Origin of the sequence: Glycomyces endophyticus (genome assembly GCF_039531525.1) — a bacterium.
Taxonomy (GTDB): domain Bacteria; phylum Actinomycetota; class Actinomycetes; order Mycobacteriales; family Micromonosporaceae; genus Glycomyces; species Glycomyces endophyticus.
On sequence record NZ_BAAAQF010000010.1, the window covers coordinates 329,066 to 345,581 of the forward strand.

Sequence of the window (16,516 nt, forward strand, 5' to 3'; positions counted from 1 at the left end):
GTGCGCGGCGCCCTCAGAGGCGGCAGGCGTCGATGTTGGAGGCGAGGATGCCGCGGGCGCCCAGCTCGTAGAGGGCGTCCATGACGCGGTGCAGGTCGGCGCGCTCGGTCATCGACTGGACGGCGACCCACCCTTCCCGATGCAGGGGGGAGACCGTCGGGGACTCGATGCCGGGGGTCAGCTCGACGGCGGACTCCAGGAGCTCGGCGCGCACGTCGTAGGCGAGCATCACGTACGAGCGGGCGACCAGGACGCCGCGCAGGCGCCGCAGGAGCTGCTCGGTGGCGCCGTTGCCGGGGTTGCCGCCCTTGCGGACCAAGACGGCCTCGGAGTGCATGATCGGGTCGCCGAAGACGGCGAGCCCGGCCTGCTTGAGGGTGGTGCCGGTCTCGACGACGTCGGCGATGGCGTCGGCGACGCCGAGGGCGATCGCGTTCTCCACGGCGCCGGCGAGCTTGACGATCTCGGTCTTGACGCCGTGCTGCTCGAGGTCGCGCCGGACCACGCCCGGGTAGGAGGTGGCGATGCGTTTCCCGTCGAGCCCGGCGACGTCGTCGACCTCGCCGGGGCGGGCCGCGTAGCGGAACGTGGAGCGGCCGAAACCGAGCGCGAGGACCTCCTCGACCTCGGCGCCGGAGTTGACGGCGAGGTCGCGGCCGGTGATGCCCAGGTCGAGGTCGCCGGAGGCGACGTAGGTGGCGATGTCGCCGGGGCGCAGGTAGAAGAACTCGACGCCGTTGGCGGCGTCGACGGACTGGAGGTCGCGGCTGGACCGGCGCTGCCGGTAGCCGGCCTCGGTCAGCATGTCGGTGGCGCCCTCGGAGAGCGCGCCCTTGTTGGGCACGGCGATGCGGAGCATGCGGATGGGCCTTTCTAGAGGTACCGGTAGACGTCGTCGACGCTGATGCCGCGGGCGACCATCATCACCTGGAGGTGGTAGAGGAGCTGGGAGATCTCCTCGGCCGCGGCCTCGTCCGACTCGTACTCGGCGGCCATCCAGACCTCGGCCGCCTCTTCGACGATCTTCTTGCCGATGGCATGGACGCCGGCGTCGAGGGCGGCGACGGTGCCGGAGCCCTCGGGGCGGGTGACTGCTTTCTCGGAAAGTTCGGCGTAGAGCTGCTCGAAGGTCTTCACGTCTGTGAATGCTACGCGCCGGACCGGCCCGGACCGCCGCCGACGCGGCGCGGCGACCGGAGTGCGGGACGGCCGAGACCGACATCACGCGCGCGAGACGACGGCGCGCGGCGGCTCTGGACATTCGTTTGGTCGTCTGTTTTAATTAACGTATCGACATTTGTCGAACTCGAATGCCGATGACCGACACCGCGACTCTTGAGAAAGGCGCACCGCCTATGCGACGCAGATCGCTCCTCACCGCCGCGCTGGCCGCCCCGCTGGCCACCGCGGGCGCCGTCGGCGCCCTGCAATCCCCGGCGCAGGCCGCCGTCTGGTCCTCCTCCGCCCAGTGGGGGAACTGGACCACCGGGGCCTACACGCTGTACAACAACATCTGGGGCTCGGGCGCGGGCGCCCAGTCGATCTGGGCGAACTCGGCCTCGAACTGGGGCGTGTGGGCGAACCACCCGAACACCGGCGGCATCAAGTCCTACCCGAACGTCTCGTACACGCTGGGGCGCAACGTCTCCAGCATGGGCAACGTCTCCAGCTCCCACAACGTGACCGTGCCCAGCGGCTCGGGGCTGGCGTACAACACCGCGTACGACGTATGGGGCAACGGCCACGCGCACGAGATCATGATCTGGACCCAGTGGTACGGCGCGGTCGGCCCGCTCGGCAGCTTCCAGACCAACGTCAACCTCGGCGGCCGCAACTGGGGCTACTACCAGGGCCACAACGGGGCGAACCCAGTGTACAACTTCCTGGCGCACACCCACACCACGAACTCGACGGTCAACATCACCGCCCACTGCCAGTGGCTGGTGAACACCGGCCGCATGCCCAACGTGCGGATCGACCAGATCCAGTTCGGCTGGGAGATCACCTCCTCGGCGGGCGGCAGGGACTTCCGGGTCAACAGCTACTCCCTCAGCGTCTGAGGACGCGGCAGGGCCTCCCGCTTCGCGGGAGGCCCTGCGCCGTGCGGCTCACCGGTCATGCCTCCGGAAGCGCTCGCGCACGGCCTTGAAGGACTGCTTGGGGCGGCGGTACTCGTCGACCAGGCCCTTGTCGTTGACCCCGCGCGGGCGCTTGAGGAGCATCTCCCGGTGCTCGGTGGTGCGGAAGTCGCCGAGGACCCAGATGCCGAGGCCCGAGATGCGGTCGTGCCCGATCACGTGGTCGACCACGGTGGTCAGCAGCGCGGTCTGGTAGTCCTCGGTCCACAGGGACCCGTTGGCGTCGTTCCAGCCCGGCACCGCGCCGGCGCCGATCTCGGAGACGATGAGCGGCTTGTCGCCGTGGCCGAGGGCGTCGACGTGGGCGGCGATGCGGTCGAGCTCGGCCGGGATGCCCGCGACATCGCCGAAGTACCAGCCGGGGTAGGTGTTCGCACTGACGACGTCGACCAGGTCGAAGCACTTGTCGTCGAAGGCGTTCAGGCTCGCGTACGTCACCGGGCGGGTCGGGTCGAGCTCGCGCAGGCGGCCCAGGAGCGCCTCGTACACCGGGTACCCGGCCTCGGACCAGCTCGGGCACTCGTTGAGGACGCCCCACAGGACGACCGAGGGGTGGTTCCGCGCGGCCTCGACCATCTCGCCGACGTGCGCGAGCTGCGCCTCCACGAACGCCGGGTCGGTGAGGTGCTCGACCGGGTACTGCCAGCCGATCGACTCGCTCCACACCAGCAGGCCCGCCTCGTCGCACAGGTCGAGGAACAGCGGGTCGAGCGGGTAGTGGCTGCCGCGCACGAAGTTCGCGCCGAGGTCCTTGAGCTGCTGCACGTCGGCGACCAGGAGCGCGGCGGGCTGGGCGTGGCCGAACTGCGGGTGGAGCTCGTGGCGGTTGACCCCGAGCAGGGTCACCGGCTCGCCGTTGAGGGCGATGCGGCCGTTCGCGGTCGCGACCTCGCGCAGGCCGAAGCGCTCGCGCAGGTCGTCGCCGCCGAGGGTCGCGGCCAGGAGCGAGAGGTGCGGATCGGCGGTGGACCACGGTGCGGCCCAGGGGACCTCGACGGTGCGCGTGATCGACCCGGCGGTGTCGAGGGCCACGTCCTCGGCGAGCACGGGGCGGCCGTCGACCTCGATCGCGAGCGGCACCGTCGCGGGCGCGTCGGCGGTGTAGTCGAGGCGCACCTGAAGGCGCTTGTCCCCCACCGAGACCGTGTCGATCTTCAGGCCGTCGATCCGGACCGGGCCGAGGCGGTGGAGCGCGACGCTGCGGCTGATGCCGCCGAAGTGGTACCAGTCGAAGTGCTCCAGGTGCAGCGGCGAGCGCTCGCCGAAGCGGTTGTCGACGAGGACCACGATCTCGGCCTCGCCCGCCGCGGACGCGGTCTCGGCGGTGAAGCGCGTGAAGCCGCCCGCGTGGTCGCGGATCGGCTCGCCGTTCCACAGCACGCGGCACCAGTGCTGGACGCCCTCGAAGACCAGGCGCTGGCGGCCGGGCGCGACGGCGACGCGGGTGCGGTAGGCGGCCAGGCCGCGGCGGCCCGCGTAGGCGGGGGTGGCGTCGAAGCAGCCGGGGACGGCCATGACGTCGTCGAAGACGATGCCGGCGGGGTCGACCGCGTCGGGGTCGGCGTCGCCGAGGTAGGCGAAGTCCCAGACGCCGTCGAGGTCGGCGACCGGTCGGAGCACGTGCTGGCGGAATCGGCGGGCCATGGCGGCCTCCTTCGCGGGTGGACTCCGGCCGATCCTAGGCGAGCGCTTGCCAACCGGTTGCCGCGGCCCTGGCCTGGGCCTGGATCAGGCGCCTTTCCGCTTCTCCCGGAAGGCCTTCTGGCGGCAGGCCGGGGAGCAGTACTTGGCGGGGCGGCCGGTGGCGGCGTGGGCGATCGGGCCGCCGCAGACCGGGCAGGCGCCTTCCGTTACGGCGGTTTCGTCACCGGGCTCGAACATCGGCCGCGTTTCGTTACGGATCTCGGAGTTCCGTTGCACGCGGAGGCCGTCCCACACGACTTCCACGAGGCGCCGGGCGCGCTCGCGGGACCCGGTCCCCGCGGCCATGCCCACGCAGCACGAGAGCAGGGCCCGCACGTCCTCCAGGTCGAGGTCGGCGCGCACGGCGCCGCTCGCCTGGACGCGGCGCAGCAGGACCCCGAGCGGGGCGTCGACGACGCAGGCGCCCGCGGCCTTGGTCGGCTCCATCCAGTCGCTCCGGCCCGCGAGGGCCTCGCAGATGGCGCGGTTGGCGAGCGACTGGTCGGCGAGGAATCCCAGGTAGGAGAAGAAGGCGACCTCGGGATCGGGGTGGCGGACCATCTCGGCGCCGTACTCGCCGAGGGCGGTGAGGCGCTGGTCGAGGACGGTGGCGAGGAGGGCGTCCTTGGTCGGGAAGTGCCGGTAGACGGTGCCGGCGCCGACGCCCGCGGCGGCGGCGATCTCCCCCAGGGAGACCGCGGTGCCGCCCTCGCCGAAGAGCCGGTCGGCCGTCTCCAGGACCTTGCGCCGGTTGCGCTGGGCGTCCGCGCGCTCGGCGCGCTTCGCGGTGGTCGGCACCGTGCCCCCTCTCGTGCCCGCCACTAAACGGGTGTAGTGTTCCGTTTCATCAAGCGGGTCGCCGACTCCGATACTAGTCGGCGGCCCAGGGAACGGAAAGGACCTCATCATGCCTGCGATCGATCGGACCATTCTCGTGACCGGCGCGACCGGCCGGCAGGGCGGGGCCGTCGCGGCCCGGCTCCTCGCCGACGGCTGGGGCGTGCGGGCGCTGACCCGCGACGCGTCGAGCGCCAAGGCCGAGGCGCTCAAGGAGTCCGGGGCGGAGGTCGTCGAGGGCGACCTCGGCGACCGGGCCTCGCTCGACCGGGCGGCCGCGGGCGCGTGGGGCGTCTTCAGCGTCCACGCCGGGTCCTACGAGGGCGGGCCGTACGGCCACGACCTCGGACACGAGGAGCGGTCGGCCGCGAACCTCGGCGCGGCCGCGAAGGCCGCCGGGGCCGCGCACCTCGTGCACTCCTCCTCGGTCGGCGTCGGCGGCCCGCTGGAGCCGCACATGGACATGCTCCAGCGCAAGGCCGAGGCCGAGCGCGCGATCGCGGCGAGCGGGGTGCCGTACACGATCCTGCGGCCGACCTCGTTCATGGAGAACACCTTCGACTCCATCCGCGAGCTTCAGGACGGCGCGCTCGTCTCGCTCCTGCACGCGGACACGTACGAGCCGCACATCGCCGCCGACGACATCGCGGCCTTCGCCGCCATCGCGTTCACCGACCCCGCCGCGCACACCGGGAAGGCGTACGAGCTCGCCGGAGACGACATCACGCAGCTGGAGAAGGTCGCGATCATCTCCCGCGTCACCGGCCGCGACGTGCCGTACGTGGGCATCGACGCGGCCGCCGTGGCCGCGCAGAGTCCCTCGACCGCGAAGACGCTGGGGCTCATCAACCGGCACCGCATCGAGGTCGACATCGACGCGCTCCGCGCCGTCCACCCCGGCCTGCTCACCTTCGAGCAGTGGATGACCGGGATCGGCAAGCCCCTGGTGGAGGCGTACTTCGCGCGGACCGACGCCGCTAGGTGAGCCGCTGGGACAGGTGGACGGTCACTGGCTCGCCCGCCCCGGCCTTGCCGATGGCCTTGCACAGGGCGGCCCGCACGGGCAGCCAGTGCGGGCCCTGCCCGGAGGGCATCAGGGTCGCGGCGAACTCGTGGCCGTCCATCGTCCCGGTGACCTTGACGGCCTTGCGGGTGCCGAGGAGCTCGGCCGAGCCCGGCACGGTGAGGTAGGTCGGGAAGGAGCCGTCCTTCTCGATCGGCGCGGTGAACGTGTAGTCGAGATCCTGCGGCATGTCGCCCTCCTGGCATCGGTGGTGCTGATAGGGACGACGCGGACGCGGCGGATTCATCGCGTCCGGCCAGGCCGCCGGGCCCGCGGTGCTCCGGTACGCTCAGGGCCGGGCCCCCCACCCTCGAAAGGCCGCAGCATGCGTCCGCTCCACCGACTGCACCCGACGCTCGCGAGCCTCGCGCTCGCCGCCGTCCTCGCCCTCACCAACGCCCGGTACGACTACCACCGCGACGAGCTGTACTTCCGCATGCTCGACCCCGCGTGGGGCTACGTCGACCAGCCGCCGCTCACCCCGCTCCTGGGCCAGGCCTCCATCGCGCTGTTCGGCGACACGCTGTGGGCGCTGCGGATCCCCTCGGCGCTGTGCATGGTCGGCGTGCTGTGGCTCGCCGTCTTCACCGCCCGCGAACTCGGCGGCGGCAGGGCGGCGCAGGCGCTGTGCGCCTGGGGCCTGGCGTTCGCGGGCGTGGCGCTCGCGTTCGGGCACACCCTCTCCACGGCCACGGTGGACCTGCTGGTGTGGGTCGCGGTGCTGCTCTTCGCGATCCGGGCCCTCATGCGCGACCCGCGCTGGTGGCTCGCGGTCGGCGCGGTCACCGGGATCGGGCTGTACAACAAGCACCTGATCGTGCTACTGCTCCTGAGCCTCGCGGTGGGCCTGCTCGCGGTCGGTCCGCGCGCGGCGCTCGCATCGAAGTGGCTGTGGGCGGGCGTCGCGATCGCGCTGGTCGTCGGGTCGCCGAACCTGGTCTACCAGGCGGTGCATGGCTGGCCGCAGCTGGAGATGGCCTCGGCGATCAACGAGTCGGACGGCGCGGAGAACCGCGTCCTGCTGCTGCCGTTCCAGTTCCTGCTCGTGGGCCTGTTCCTGGTCCCGGTCTGGTTCGCGGGAGTCTGGGCGCTCGTTCGCAGGCCCGAGTGGCGCCCGGTCCGGGCGCTCGCGGTCGCCTACCCGGTGCTCCTGGTGATCGTGCTCGTCACCGGCGGCCAGTTCTACTACCCGATGGGCCTGGTCATCGTGTTCTACGCGATCGGGTGCGTCCCGGTCGCGGCGTGGGCGCGCGGCCTCGGGCGGCGCGGGCTGCTCGTCACGGCCGCCGCGCTCAACAGCGCGGTCTCGCTGGTGGTCGCGCTGCCGCTCATCCCCGTCGGCGAGGTCGGCGGGACCCCGATCCCGGACATGAACAACTCCGTGCCCGACCAGGTCGGCTGGCAGGCGTACACCGACCAGGTCGAGGCCGTGGTCGCGGCCGCGCCCGAGGCCGGGGCGATCGTCACCGCGAACTACGGCGAGGCCGGGTCGCTGGAGCGGTACGGCGAGCACCTGCCGCCGGTGTTCAGCGGCCACAACGCCCTCCACCAGTACGGGCCACCCCCGGCGGACGCCGGCACGGTGGTCGTCGTCGGCCTGCCGCCGGCCCAGGTGGGCGTGTACTTCGAGGCGTGCACCGTCGAGGCGGAGCTGGACAACGGCGTCGGCGTCGACAACGAGGAGCAGGGCGAGGCCGTCCTCGTCTGCACCGGGCTGCGGGGCACCTGGGACGAGGTCTGGCCGGACTTCCAGCGCTTCAGCTAGACGCCGAAGGCCGCGCCCGCAGTCGCGGGCGCGGCCTTCGCACGTGCATCAGTCGAGCGAGCGGATCGCCAGGGCCGCACCGAGTGCGGCCACGACCGCCTCGTAGCCCTTGTCCTCGGCGGAGTCCGCGAACCCGGCGCGGGCGAGCGCCTGGCCCTGGTTCTCCACGGTCAGCACGCCGTGGGCGACCGGGGTCGACTCGTCGAGCGCGACCCGGGTGAGACCCTCGGTGACCGACTTGCAGACGAAGTCGAAGTGGGCGGTGCCGCCGCGGATGACGGTGCCGAGGGCGACCACGGCGTCGTATCTGCGGGCCAGCGCCTGGGCGGCGATCGGGAGTTCGACGGCCCCCGCGACGTGCAGGACCTTCACCTCCGCGACCTTGGCGTCGGCGGCGGCGTCGAGGGCGCGCTTGAGCAGCTGCCCCACGACTTCGGCGTTCCAGTCCGTGGCGACGACGCCGAGCGTGAGCCCGGTGGCGTCGGGGACGTTGGCTTCGGGTGCTCCGTGTCCGGACATGTTATGCGGCTTCCATTGCGGCGACGGGCGACAGCGTGGGCAGGTCCGCGAGGAGGTGCCCCATGCGGTCGCGCTTGGTGGTCAGGTAGGCGATGTTGTCGGGCGTGGCGTAGGTCGGCAGGGCCACGCGGTCGACGACCTTCAGGCCGTGGCCCTCGATCCCGGCGCGCTTGTCCGGGTTGTTGGTCAGCAGCCGCATCGACTTGATGCCGAGGTCGTCGAGGATCTGCGCGCCGATGCCCCAGTCGCGGGCGTCGGCGGGCAGGCCCAGTTCGAGGTTCGCGTCGACGGTGTCGCGGCCCTGGTCCTGGAGCTGGTACGCCTGGAGCTTGTGGACCAGGCCGATGCCGCGGCCCTCGTGGCCGCGCATGTAGAGGACGACGCCGCGGCCCTCGGCCTCGACGGCGCGCAGGGCGGCCTGGAGCTGGGGACCGCAGTCGCAGCGCAGGGAGCCGAAGGCGTCGCCGGTGAGGCACTCGGAGTGGACGCGGACGAGGACGTCCTCGCCGTCGCCGATGTCGCCCTTGACGAGCGCGACGTGCTCGTTGCCGTCGAAGACGGCGCGGTAGCCGACGGCGGTGAATTCGCCGGACTCCAGCGGGAGGCGGGCCTCGGCGAGGCGCTTGACGTGCACCTCGTTGCGCTGGCGCCACTCGACGAGCTGGGCGACGGTGATGAGCGCGAGGCCGTGCTCGTCGGCGAACTCGCGGAGCTCGGGCAGGCGCATCATGGTGCCGTCGTCGTTCATCATCTCGCTGAGGACGCCGACCGGCTGCTTGCCGGCGAGGCGGGCGAGGTCCACGGCGGCCTCGGTGTGGCCGGTGCGGACGAGGACGCCGCCTTCCCTGGCGCGCAGGGGGACGACGTGGCCGGGGCGGCTGAGGTCGCCGGCGACGGTGCCCGTGTTGGCGAGCACGTTGATGGTGTGGGCGCGGTCGGCGGCGGAGATGCCGGTGGCGATGCCGCGGCGGGCGTCGACGGTGACGGTGTACGCGGTGCCGCGCGGGTCCTGGTTCTCGGCGGCCTGCGGGGGCAACTGGAGGAGGTCGGCGCGGTCGGCGAGCATGGGGACGCACAGGTAGCCGCCGGTGTGGCGGATGGTGAACGCGACGAGTTCGGGGGTGGCGTCCTCGGCGGCGAAGATGATGTCGCCCTCGTTCTCGCGGCCCTCGTCGTCGGCGACGATGACGGGCCGGCCGGCCTTGATGGCCGCGATGGCCTCGTCGACGGTGTTCATGCGGATGTCGTTCACAGCTGGCTCCCGTTCTCGGCGAAGGTGCGAGCCGCCGGGCGGCTCTGGCTCTGGAGGAGTTTCTCGACGTGCTTGGCGACGACGTCGGTCTCGATGTGGACCGGGTCGCCGACCTGCTTGCGGCCCAGGGTGGTCGCTTCCAGGGTGGTGGGGATGAGGCCGACGGTGAACTCGTCGCCGTCGATGGCCGCGACGGTGAGGGAGGTGCCGTCGACGGTGATGGACCCCTTCTCGACCACGTACTTCGCGAGGCCGGCGGGGAGGCGGAAGGTGACCTCCTCCCATTCGGCGGCCGGGGTGCGCTTGACGAGGTGCGCGACGCCGTCGACGTGGCCCTGCACGAGGTGCCCGCCGAGGCGGGTGGTGAGGGTGGCGGCGCGTTCGAGGTTGACGCGGTCGCCTTCGGCGAGGTCGCCGATCGCGGTGCGGCGGTAGGTCTCGGCCATGACGTCGGCGGTGAACACGTCGCCGTCGACCTGGACGACGGTGAGGCAGACGCCGTTGACGGAGATGGAGTCGCCGAGGGCGGCGTCCGAGGTGACGAGCGGGCCGCGGACGGCCAGGAACGCTTCACTGGCCTTGACGACCTCGCCGAGTTCTTCGACGATTCCGGTGAACACGATTGGAACTCCCTACCTGCTGCGTTGCTGTACGGCGCGCAGGCGGGGGCAAGAGGAATACTCGCAGGGGCCACCAGTGGCCTCCCGCGTTGCGTCTGCTCCCATCCGGACTTTGACCGTCGGTCCTGGATTCTCACCAGGTCAACCGTCCGCTGGTTGCGGACGGGTCGCGGACTCGCGGCTGTCGCCGCTCACCGCCGGCTCGGAATTTCACCGACCCCGCTGACGCGCGTTTGCTACAAGGAATTGTGCCACGGGGATATTCCGGCGAGGTGCGGACTGTGACGCACCCTACTTGCCGCCCGGTCGGTCAGTGCTCGTTCGTCCAGAACACGGGCCGGCGTCCGGCCCGGCCGGGGGCCCGGCCCTCGGGGTAGGCGACGTAGTTGCCGGAATGGGACTTGGCGACGCTCTTGAGGGCGGTGGCCTCGGCGACGGCCTCGTAGGCGTCGCTGAAGCGGCGCTGGGTCGAGAGGGCGACGCCGATGGAGAGCGTGGGCAGGCGCGAGCGGATCATGCGCCGGGAGGTGCGGTCGGCGTGCTCGATGTAGCCGCGCTCGGCGTCGGCGGGGTCGCACAGCTGGCGGACGCGGCGCGCGAAGTGGTCGTTGAGGAAGCCGGTGACGGCCTCGGCGTGCTCGGGGACGCAGAGGATCGTGAAGTCGTCGCCGCCGACGTGGCCGAGGAAGACCGGGGCGGCCCCGGCGTCGCCGGCGGCGGCGTAGACGCACTCGGCGAGGGCGCGGATGAACTCGTCGCCGCGCACGAACCCGTACACGTCGTTGACCGCCTTGAACTGGTCGATGTCGATGTAGCACAAGGCGAACGGGTCGCCGCGCTTAATCCAGGACTGGAGTTCGCGAAGGATGCGGTCGTTGCCGGGCATGCCGGTGAGCGGGGAGGACTCGCGGACCTCGCGGTGGCGGCGGATCGCGGAGTCGATGCGGGCGGAGACCTCGGCGGGGTCGAAGGGCTTGGCGATGTAGTCGTCGGCGCCGGCCTTGAGGCCGGCGATCTTGTCGGCCGAGGAGGGCTGGGCGCCGAGGAGGATGATCGGCAGGCTCGCGGTGGCCGGGTCGGCGCGGAGCTGGCGGGTGAGGGCGAGGCCGTCGATGAACGGCAGGTCGGCTTCGAGGAGGACGATGCCGGGGCGGCGCAGGGCGATGCCCGCGAGCGCCTGGTAGCCGTCGCGGGCGAGCGCGGTGTCGAAGCCGTCGGCTCGCAGCCGCGAGGCCAGGAACTCCGCTATCTCGGGGTCGGCGTCGGCGATGAGGACCAGGTCGGGGGTGGAAGGGGCCATGCGCGGCTCAATGGGGCGATCGCGCCGCGTCGGCGCGGGCGCGCAGGCGCCGGGCCGCATCGGCTGGGTCGTCCGCGCCGTAGACGGCGGTGCCGGCGACGAACGCGTCGGCTCCGGCCTCGGCGGCGGCCGCGATGGTGTCGTCGGCGATGCCGCCGTCGACCTCGATGCGCAGCTCCAGGTGGCCGCCGCTCGCGTGGGCGCGGGCGGTGCGGACCTTGTCGAGCATGGCGGGGATGAACTGCTGGCCGCCGAACCCGGCCTTGATCGTCATGATCAGGAGCGTGTCGAACTCGGGGAGGAGGTCCAGGTAGTCCTCGACGGCGGTGTCGCGGTCGATGGCGAGGCCGGCCTTGGCGCCTGCTGTGCGCAGGTCCTTCGCGAGCGCGACGGGGTCGTCGGCGGCCTCGGCGTGGAAGGTGACGTTGTACGCGCCCAGTTCGGCGTAGCCGACGGCCCACCGCGCGGGGTCCTCGATCATGAGGTGGCAGTCAAGCGGGATGCCGGTGGCGGCCTTGAGGGACTTGACGATCGGGGGTCCGAGCGTGAGGTTGGGGACGAAGTGGTTGTCCATGACGTCCACGTGGAGCCAGTCCACGGCGCCCTCGACCGCGGCGGCCGCCTCGGCGAGGCGGGCGAAGTCGGCCGCCAGGAGGCTCGGTGCGATGACGGTGTCGGCCTGCGCCGCTTGGAACTGTGCCACACGGACAGTGTAGGTCGCGAAACCGCGACGCAGGCCGGACACCTGGTGCCTTCTGTGGCTCAGGTCGGGATGCGGCTCAGCAGGCGACGTCGAAGTCGGCCGCCGGGCCGGAGGCGACGAAGCCGAACAGCTCCTTCGTCTGGCCCGCGCCGACGGCGGCGTTCCAGCCGACGTCCCGGGCCGTCACGGTCGATCCCGAGCTCGTGAGCTGCACGTTCCAGCTCGACTGGACGGACTGCGAGCCCGGCCAGGTCCAGTTGACGGTCCAGCCGTTGACGGCCGCGTCGGCGGTCATCGAGACCTTGCCCTGCCAGCCGCCGTTCCAGGACGAGACGGTGTCGATGTGGACGGTGCAGTCGCCGGCGGGGCCGCCGGTGGTCGGCTCCTCCGAGGTCGGGTCGTCGGTGGTGACCGGGTCGGTCGGCTCGACGTCGCCGGGCCAGCCGGAGCCGGCGTTGCTGGCGAGCTGGTAGGCGATGTCGGGGATGAACTGGCCGGCCGCGCCGGCGCAGCCGTCGGCCTCGCCGGGGAGCTTGACCCACAGGTACGCGTCGATGCCGTTCGCGCCGGTGGCCGTGGTCGGGTGGTTCCCGACGGCGCGGCCCGAGGGGTCGCACCACTGGGAGCCCGAGGGGCCGTTGCCGTTGCGGCTGGTGTCGATGACGGCGCCCTTGTCGGCGCCGATGATGTTCTGGATCTGGTTGGCGTAGGCCGTGGACTCGGCGGTGGTGCGGTAGTTCGAGGTGTTGATCGAGAAACCGTCCGCGTGCTGGACGCCGGCGGCCTGGAGCCGCGAGGCGGCGGTGCCGGGGGCGAGCCAGTTGGAGTGGCCGGTGTCGATGTAGACCTTGACGCCGGAGTCGGCGGCCTTGAGGGTCTGCGCGGCGTAGGCGAGCGAGGCGTTGATCTGGGCCAGCTCGCTGGAGCCGTAGCAGTCGTGCGCGATGACGTCGGGTTCGAGGACGATGTAGGCCGGGCCGTCGAGCTCGGCGGCGATCTGGTCGATCCAGCCCCGGTAGACCGAGTGGCTGGACGCGCCGCCGCCGGAGGCGCCGCCGCAGTCGCGGTTGGGGATGTTGTAGACGACCATGATCGGGGCCGCCCCGGCGGCCGCCGCGCCGTCGACCACGGCCGAGACCTGGGACGCGATGCCGCCGGTGGGGCTGGTCTGGGTGAACCAGGTGCCCGCGGGGGTCTCGGCGATCCGGTCGCGGATCATCGCCGCGCGGGAGTCGTTCGGGTTCTGGGCGACCCAGCGGGCCGCCTGCGTGTTCGGGTTCGTCCACAGTGCTTCCGCCTGGGCGGAGACGTCCTGCGCTCCCGCGTTGGGACTGAGGAGGAGGCCCGCGCTGAGCGCGGCCGCCACGGCGGTCGCCGTCGCCGCGACGATCGCCGCGAGGCGCTGTCGTCGGTTCATCTGGTGCTCCTTGGGGTCTAGGTGCCGGTAGCCCGGAGTACATTCACTTATGTCAATGTATGGTAGCGCTTCCAATCACGGGAATTCGGCGACCACACCCGGCAAAAGGCAGCACGAAGCCCCCACCGCGGACGAACTGGGGTGTTACCGGTTGCCGGTCTTGCGCAGCAGCGCCATGAACATCGCGTCGGTGCCGTGCCGGTGCGGCCACAGCTGCACGAAGTCGCCCCGCGCCGAGTCCGGCACGCGGTCGATGAGCCAGTCGGGCCGCACGAGCTCCGCTCCCCCGGCCTTGAGCACCGACTCGACCGCTTCGGAGGTCTCGTCGAGCACCGGCGAGCAGGTCACGTACGCGACGAGGCCGCCCTCGCGCGCCAACCGGAGCCCGGCCGCGAGCAGCTCCCGCTGGAGCGGCACCAGGGCGTCCAGGTCCGAGCGCTGCTTGCGCCAGCGCGCCTCCGGACGGCGGCGCAGCGCGCCCAGCCCCGAGCACGGGGCGTCCACCAGCACCCGGTCGGCCGAGTCCGGCTCGCCGAACAGCCGGCCGTCGCCGGTGTGGACGGTGACCGGGAGTCCCTTGGCGGCCTTGGCGACCAGTTCGGCGCGGTGCGGCTGGACCTCGACGGCGTCGAGGTGCGCGCCGCGCTGCGCGGCGATCGCGCCCAGCAGGCCGGTCTTGCCGCCGGGCCCGGCGCACAGGTCGACCCAGGCGGCGTCGGGGCCCTCCAGGGGCGCCTCGGCGAGGGCGACGGCGACGAGCTGCGACCCCTCGTCCTGGACGTGGGCGAGGCCGGTGGCGACCGACCTGATCCGGCCGGGGTCGCCGCCGGGCAGGTACACCGCGTACGGCGAGAACCGACCGTGGAGGCCGCCGCGGGTCTCGCGGGACAGGTCGCCCTTGGTGATGCGACCGGGCTTGGCGCACAGGTGGACCGGCGGCGCGACGTTGTCGGCGGCCAGCGCGGGGGCGAGCTCGTCGGCGCCGTCCGGAGCGGTGCCGAGGACGGCCTCGAACTCGCGGGAGATCCACTCAGGGTGCGCGTGGCGCAGGGAGAGGTCGTGGAGGCGGTCGCCGGTGGCGAGCTCCTCGCACCACTGGTCGAGGTCCTTGGCGGCGACCTTGCGCAGGACGGCGTTGGCGAGCCCGGAGACGCGGGGGCTGACGGCGGCCTTGACGAGGCTGACGGTGGTGGCGACGGCCGCGTGCGGCGGGATGCGCATGTACAGGAGCTGGTAGGCGCCCAGGCAGAGGGCGTCGAGGAGGTCCTGCTGGAGTTCGCGCACGTCCCGGCCGGAGGCGGCGGCGAGGATCTGCTCCAGGGTGCCGAGGCTGCGCAGGGTGCCGTAGGTGAGCTCGGTGATGAGCGCGGCGTCGCGGCCGGTGTGGCCGGTCTCGTTGATCATGCGCGGGAGCACGATGTTCGCGTACGCGTTGTCGGCGGTGACGGCGCTGATCGCGTCGAACGCGATGCGGCGGGGGTTCACCGTGGGGCGCGGGGCCTCGTCGTCGCGTCGCCGCCTGCTGCGGCGGGGCCTGTCGTCACTCATGCGAACCTCGGTGCGGTCTGGAGGCCGCGGCCCCACGATGCGGCGTCCATGGGCTTCTTGCCGGCGGGCTGGACCTGCCCCAGCCGGACCGGGTGGGTGGCGGTGCCGACGTGCACGGCCCGCTTGCCGAGGGCGACCTCGCCGGGGGCGAGGCGGGGCGCGTCGGGGTCGGGCGTGACGGGGCCCAGGCGCAGGCGCTGGCCGTCGAGTTCGGTCCAGGCGCCGGGGGCGGGGGTGACGGCGCGGACGCGGCGGTCGACGGCGAAGGCGGGGTCGCTCCAGCGGACGCGGGCGTCCTCGACGGTGACCTTGGGGGCGTAGGAGACGCCGTCGTCGGGCTGGGTCTGCCCGGCGAGGGCGCCGGCGCCGAGGCCGTCGACGACGTCGAGCATGAGGCGGGCCCCGGCGACCGCGAGGCGGTCGAGGAGGTCCCCGGCGGTGTCGGCGGGGCCGATCGGCTCGGTGAGGCGGCCGTAGACGGGGCCGGTGTCCAGGCCCTCCTCGAGCTGGAACACGCAGGCGCCGGTCATCTCGTCGCCGTTGAGGACGGCGTACTGGACGGGCGCGGCGCCGCGCCACGCGGGCAGCAGCGAGAAGTGCAGATTGATCCAGCCGAGCCGCGGGATCGCGAGGGCGGCGGGCGGGACGAGCGCGCCGTAGGCGACGACGGGGACGATGTCGGCGTCGAGGTCGCGGAGGCGGTCGAGGAACTCGGGCTCGCGGGGCCTGGCCGGGGTGAGGACCTCGACGCCGTGGTCGTCGGCCCAGGCGGCGACGGGCGAGCGGTGGACCTTGCGGCCGCGCCCGGTGGGCGCGTCGGGCCGGGTCAGGACGGCGGCGACCTCGTGGGCGGACGCGTGGAGGGCCTCGAGGGTCGGCAGCGCGACCTCCGGGGTCCCGGCGAAGACGATCCTCATCGCTTGAAGAACACACCCTTGGAGTCGTGGGGGGTGACTTTGACCTTGACCTCTTCGTTGTACCAGTCCTGGGACTGGATCTCGGTGAGCGCGGCCTTGCGGCGCTCCGAGTCGAGGCGGTCGATGAAGATGATGCCGTCGAGGTGGTCGGTCTCGTGCTGGAGGCAGCGGGCCATGAGGCCGGTGCCGACGATCTGGAGGGGGTCGCCGTACTCGTTGAAGCCCTTGGCGACGACGTTCTGGCGGCGGACGGTGTCGAAGTACAGGCCCGGCAGGGACAGGCAGCCCTCGGGGCCGTCCTGCTCCTCCTCGTCGGGGAACTCCAGGAGCGGGTTGACGATGTGCCCGACGACGTCGTCGACGTCGAAGGTGAAGACGCGCTTGCTGACGCCCAGCTGGGGCGCGGCGAGGCCGGCGCCGCCCTCGTCGCGCATGGTGTCGAGCAGGTCCTTCACGAGGTTCCGCAGTTCCTTGTCAAAGGTGTCGACGTCCTCGGCCGCGGTGCGCAGGACCGGGTCGCCGAAGATGCGGATGGGCTGGATCGACAATGTGCTGACCTTCCGGAGCGTGTACTGGCCGTTCACCAGTGTCCCATTCTCCCGGCGTGCGCCGTACCGGGTCGGCGGGCGGTGTGGCGCGTCTCCGCGCGGGCGGCTCCGGCGCGGGGCCGACGGTGAGGAGGAGCCCCGCGACGACGCCCGCCGCGATGCACGCGGCGACCACGAGCATCGGGAACGGGACGTCGGCGAGGAGG

The 16,516-nt window shown here is 72.5% G+C and carries 17 protein-coding genes and 1 riboswitch; of the genes, 3 read left to right on the plus strand and 14 right to left on the minus strand.

From position 1 onward, the window contains the following. Positions 1 to 13: 13 nt before the first annotated feature. Positions 14 to 859, minus strand: coding sequence for an ATP phosphoribosyltransferase (gene hisG, locus ABD419_RS15350; RefSeq protein WP_344487860.1), 846 nt, complete (start codon positions 857 to 859; stop codon positions 14 to 16). 14 nt (positions 860 to 873) lie between these two features. Further along, positions 874 to 1,137 (minus strand): phosphoribosyl-ATP diphosphatase, encoded by a 264-nt coding sequence (locus ABD419_RS15355; protein WP_091050946.1) that lies wholly within the window; start codon positions 1,135 to 1,137, stop codon positions 874 to 876. A 218-nt stretch (positions 1,138 to 1,355) separates the two neighbouring features. Here ABD419_RS15355 and ABD419_RS15360 point away from each other — a divergent pair, with 218 nt between their 5' ends. Further along, entirely contained in the window at positions 1,356 to 2,060 is a 705-nt protein-coding gene (locus ABD419_RS15360; RefSeq protein WP_344487863.1) for a GH12 family glycosyl hydrolase domain-containing protein, read from the plus strand. A gap of 48 nt (positions 2,061 to 2,108) precedes the next feature. On the opposite strand, the gene ABD419_RS15365 is transcribed toward ABD419_RS15360, so the two are convergent. Further along, positions 2,109 to 3,782, minus strand: a complete 1,674-nt coding sequence (locus tag ABD419_RS15365) for a glycoside hydrolase family 2 protein (protein WP_344487865.1) — start codon at positions 3,780 to 3,782, stop codon at positions 2,109 to 2,111. Positions 3,783 to 3,866: 84 nt separating this feature from the next. Then, positions 3,867 to 4,619: a TetR/AcrR family transcriptional regulator gene (locus ABD419_RS15370; RefSeq protein WP_344487867.1), complete on the minus strand. Its 753-nt coding sequence runs from the start codon at positions 4,617 to 4,619 to the stop codon at positions 3,867 to 3,869. A gap of 109 nt (positions 4,620 to 4,728) precedes the next feature. Between ABD419_RS15370 and ABD419_RS15375 the strand changes: the two genes are divergently transcribed. Next, the gene (locus tag ABD419_RS15375) at positions 4,729 to 5,643 is read left to right on the plus strand and encodes an NmrA family NAD(P)-binding protein (RefSeq protein WP_344487869.1); all 915 of its coding nucleotides are present in this window, start codon (positions 4,729 to 4,731) and stop codon (positions 5,641 to 5,643) included. Here the strand turns inward: ABD419_RS15375 and ABD419_RS15380 are convergent. Continuing rightward, positions 5,636 to 5,911, minus strand: a complete 276-nt coding sequence (locus ABD419_RS15380; protein WP_344487871.1) for a DUF1905 domain-containing protein — start codon at positions 5,909 to 5,911, stop codon at positions 5,636 to 5,638. The two genes, ABD419_RS15375 and ABD419_RS15380, sit on opposite strands and share 8 nt — an antisense overlap. Before the next feature lie 135 nt (positions 5,912 to 6,046). Between ABD419_RS15380 and ABD419_RS15385 the strand changes: the two genes are divergently transcribed. Further along, positions 6,047 to 7,486, plus strand: a complete 1,440-nt coding sequence (locus ABD419_RS15385; RefSeq protein ID WP_344487873.1) for a glycosyltransferase family 39 protein — start codon at positions 6,047 to 6,049, stop codon at positions 7,484 to 7,486. A gap of 48 nt (positions 7,487 to 7,534) precedes the next feature. Here ABD419_RS15385 and ribH read toward each other — a convergent pair whose 3' ends face one another. From ribH to def, 9 genes are all read right to left on the minus strand, one after another. Next, positions 7,535 to 8,005: a 6,7-dimethyl-8-ribityllumazine synthase gene (gene ribH / locus ABD419_RS15390; protein WP_344487875.1), complete on the minus strand. Its 471-nt coding sequence runs from the start codon at positions 8,003 to 8,005 to the stop codon at positions 7,535 to 7,537. Between the two features lies 1 nt (position 8,006). Next, positions 8,007 to 9,242, minus strand: coding sequence for a bifunctional 3,4-dihydroxy-2-butanone-4-phosphate synthase/GTP cyclohydrolase II (locus ABD419_RS15395; protein ID WP_344488044.1), 1,236 nt, complete (start codon positions 9,240 to 9,242; stop codon positions 8,007 to 8,009). 11 nt (positions 9,243 to 9,253) lie between these two features. Further along, the gene (locus tag ABD419_RS15400; RefSeq protein WP_344487877.1) at positions 9,254 to 9,877 is read right to left on the minus strand and encodes a riboflavin synthase; all 624 of its coding nucleotides are present in this window, start codon (positions 9,875 to 9,877) and stop codon (positions 9,254 to 9,256) included. A gap of 89 nt (positions 9,878 to 9,966) precedes the next feature. Beyond that, positions 9,967 to 10,108, minus strand: a riboswitch (FMN riboswitch). Between the two features lie 79 nt (positions 10,109 to 10,187). Further along, entirely contained in the window at positions 10,188 to 11,177 is a 990-nt protein-coding gene (locus ABD419_RS15405) for a GGDEF domain-containing response regulator (RefSeq protein ID WP_344487879.1), read from the minus strand. A gap of 7 nt (positions 11,178 to 11,184) precedes the next feature. Next, positions 11,185 to 11,880: a ribulose-phosphate 3-epimerase gene (rpe, locus tag ABD419_RS15410; protein WP_344487881.1), complete on the minus strand. Its 696-nt coding sequence runs from the start codon at positions 11,878 to 11,880 to the stop codon at positions 11,185 to 11,187. Between the two features lie 76 nt (positions 11,881 to 11,956). Then, complete coding sequence (locus ABD419_RS15415) at positions 11,957 to 13,297, minus strand: glycoside hydrolase family 6 protein (protein ID WP_344487883.1); 1,341 nt, start codon at positions 13,295 to 13,297, stop codon at positions 11,957 to 11,959. A gap of 144 nt (positions 13,298 to 13,441) precedes the next feature. Continuing rightward, positions 13,442 to 14,845 carry an RsmB/NOP family class I SAM-dependent RNA methyltransferase gene (locus ABD419_RS15420; protein WP_344487885.1) on the minus strand — a complete coding sequence of 468 codons (1,404 nt, stop codon included), beginning with the start codon at positions 14,843 to 14,845 and terminating at the stop codon, positions 13,442 to 13,444. Further along, positions 14,842 to 15,762, minus strand: a complete 921-nt coding sequence (gene fmt / locus ABD419_RS15425) for a methionyl-tRNA formyltransferase (protein WP_344487887.1) — start codon at positions 15,760 to 15,762, stop codon at positions 14,842 to 14,844. The genes ABD419_RS15420 and fmt overlap by 4 nt, the downstream gene beginning before the upstream one ends. Next, positions 15,759 to 16,310, minus strand: a complete 552-nt coding sequence (gene def / locus ABD419_RS15430) for a peptide deformylase (protein WP_344487889.1) — start codon at positions 16,308 to 16,310, stop codon at positions 15,759 to 15,761. The genes fmt and def overlap by 4 nt, the downstream gene beginning before the upstream one ends. Between the last annotated feature and the right edge of the window lie 206 nt (positions 16,311 to 16,516).

Coding starts and splice junctions, on each gene's coding strand:
- hisG (WP_344487860.1), bottom strand. CDS start 859: ATGCTCCGCATCGCCGTGCCCAACAAGGGCGCGCTCTCCGAGGGCGCC.
- ABD419_RS15360 (WP_344487863.1), top strand. CDS start 1,356: ATGCGACGCAGATCGCTCCTCACCGCCGCGCTGGCCGCCCCGCTGGCC.
- ABD419_RS15365 (WP_344487865.1), bottom strand. CDS start 3,782: ATGGCCCGCCGATTCCGCCAGCACGTGCTCCGACCGGTCGCCGACCTC.
- ABD419_RS15375 (WP_344487869.1), top strand. CDS start 4,729: ATGCCTGCGATCGATCGGACCATTCTCGTGACCGGCGCGACCGGCCGG.
- ABD419_RS15380 (WP_344487871.1), bottom strand. CDS start 5,911: ATGCCGCAGGATCTCGACTACACGTTCACCGCGCCGATCGAGAAGGAC.
- ABD419_RS15385 (WP_344487873.1), top strand. CDS start 6,047: ATGCGTCCGCTCCACCGACTGCACCCGACGCTCGCGAGCCTCGCGCTC.
- ribH (WP_344487875.1), bottom strand. CDS start 8,005: ATGTCCGGACACGGAGCACCCGAAGCCAACGTCCCCGACGCCACCGGG.
- ABD419_RS15395 (WP_344488044.1), bottom strand. CDS start 9,242: ATGAACACCGTCGACGAGGCCATCGCGGCCATCAAGGCCGGCCGGCCC.
- ABD419_RS15405 (WP_344487879.1), bottom strand. CDS start 11,177: ATGGCCCCTTCCACCCCCGACCTGGTCCTCATCGCCGACGCCGACCCC.
- ABD419_RS15415 (WP_344487883.1), bottom strand. CDS start 13,297: ATGAACCGACGACAGCGCCTCGCGGCGATCGTCGCGGCGACGGCGACC.
- ABD419_RS15420 (WP_344487885.1), bottom strand. CDS start 14,845: ATGAGTGACGACAGGCCCCGCCGCAGCAGGCGGCGACGCGACGACGAG.
- fmt (WP_344487887.1), bottom strand. CDS start 15,762: ATGAGGATCGTCTTCGCCGGGACCCCGGAGGTCGCGCTGCCGACCCTC.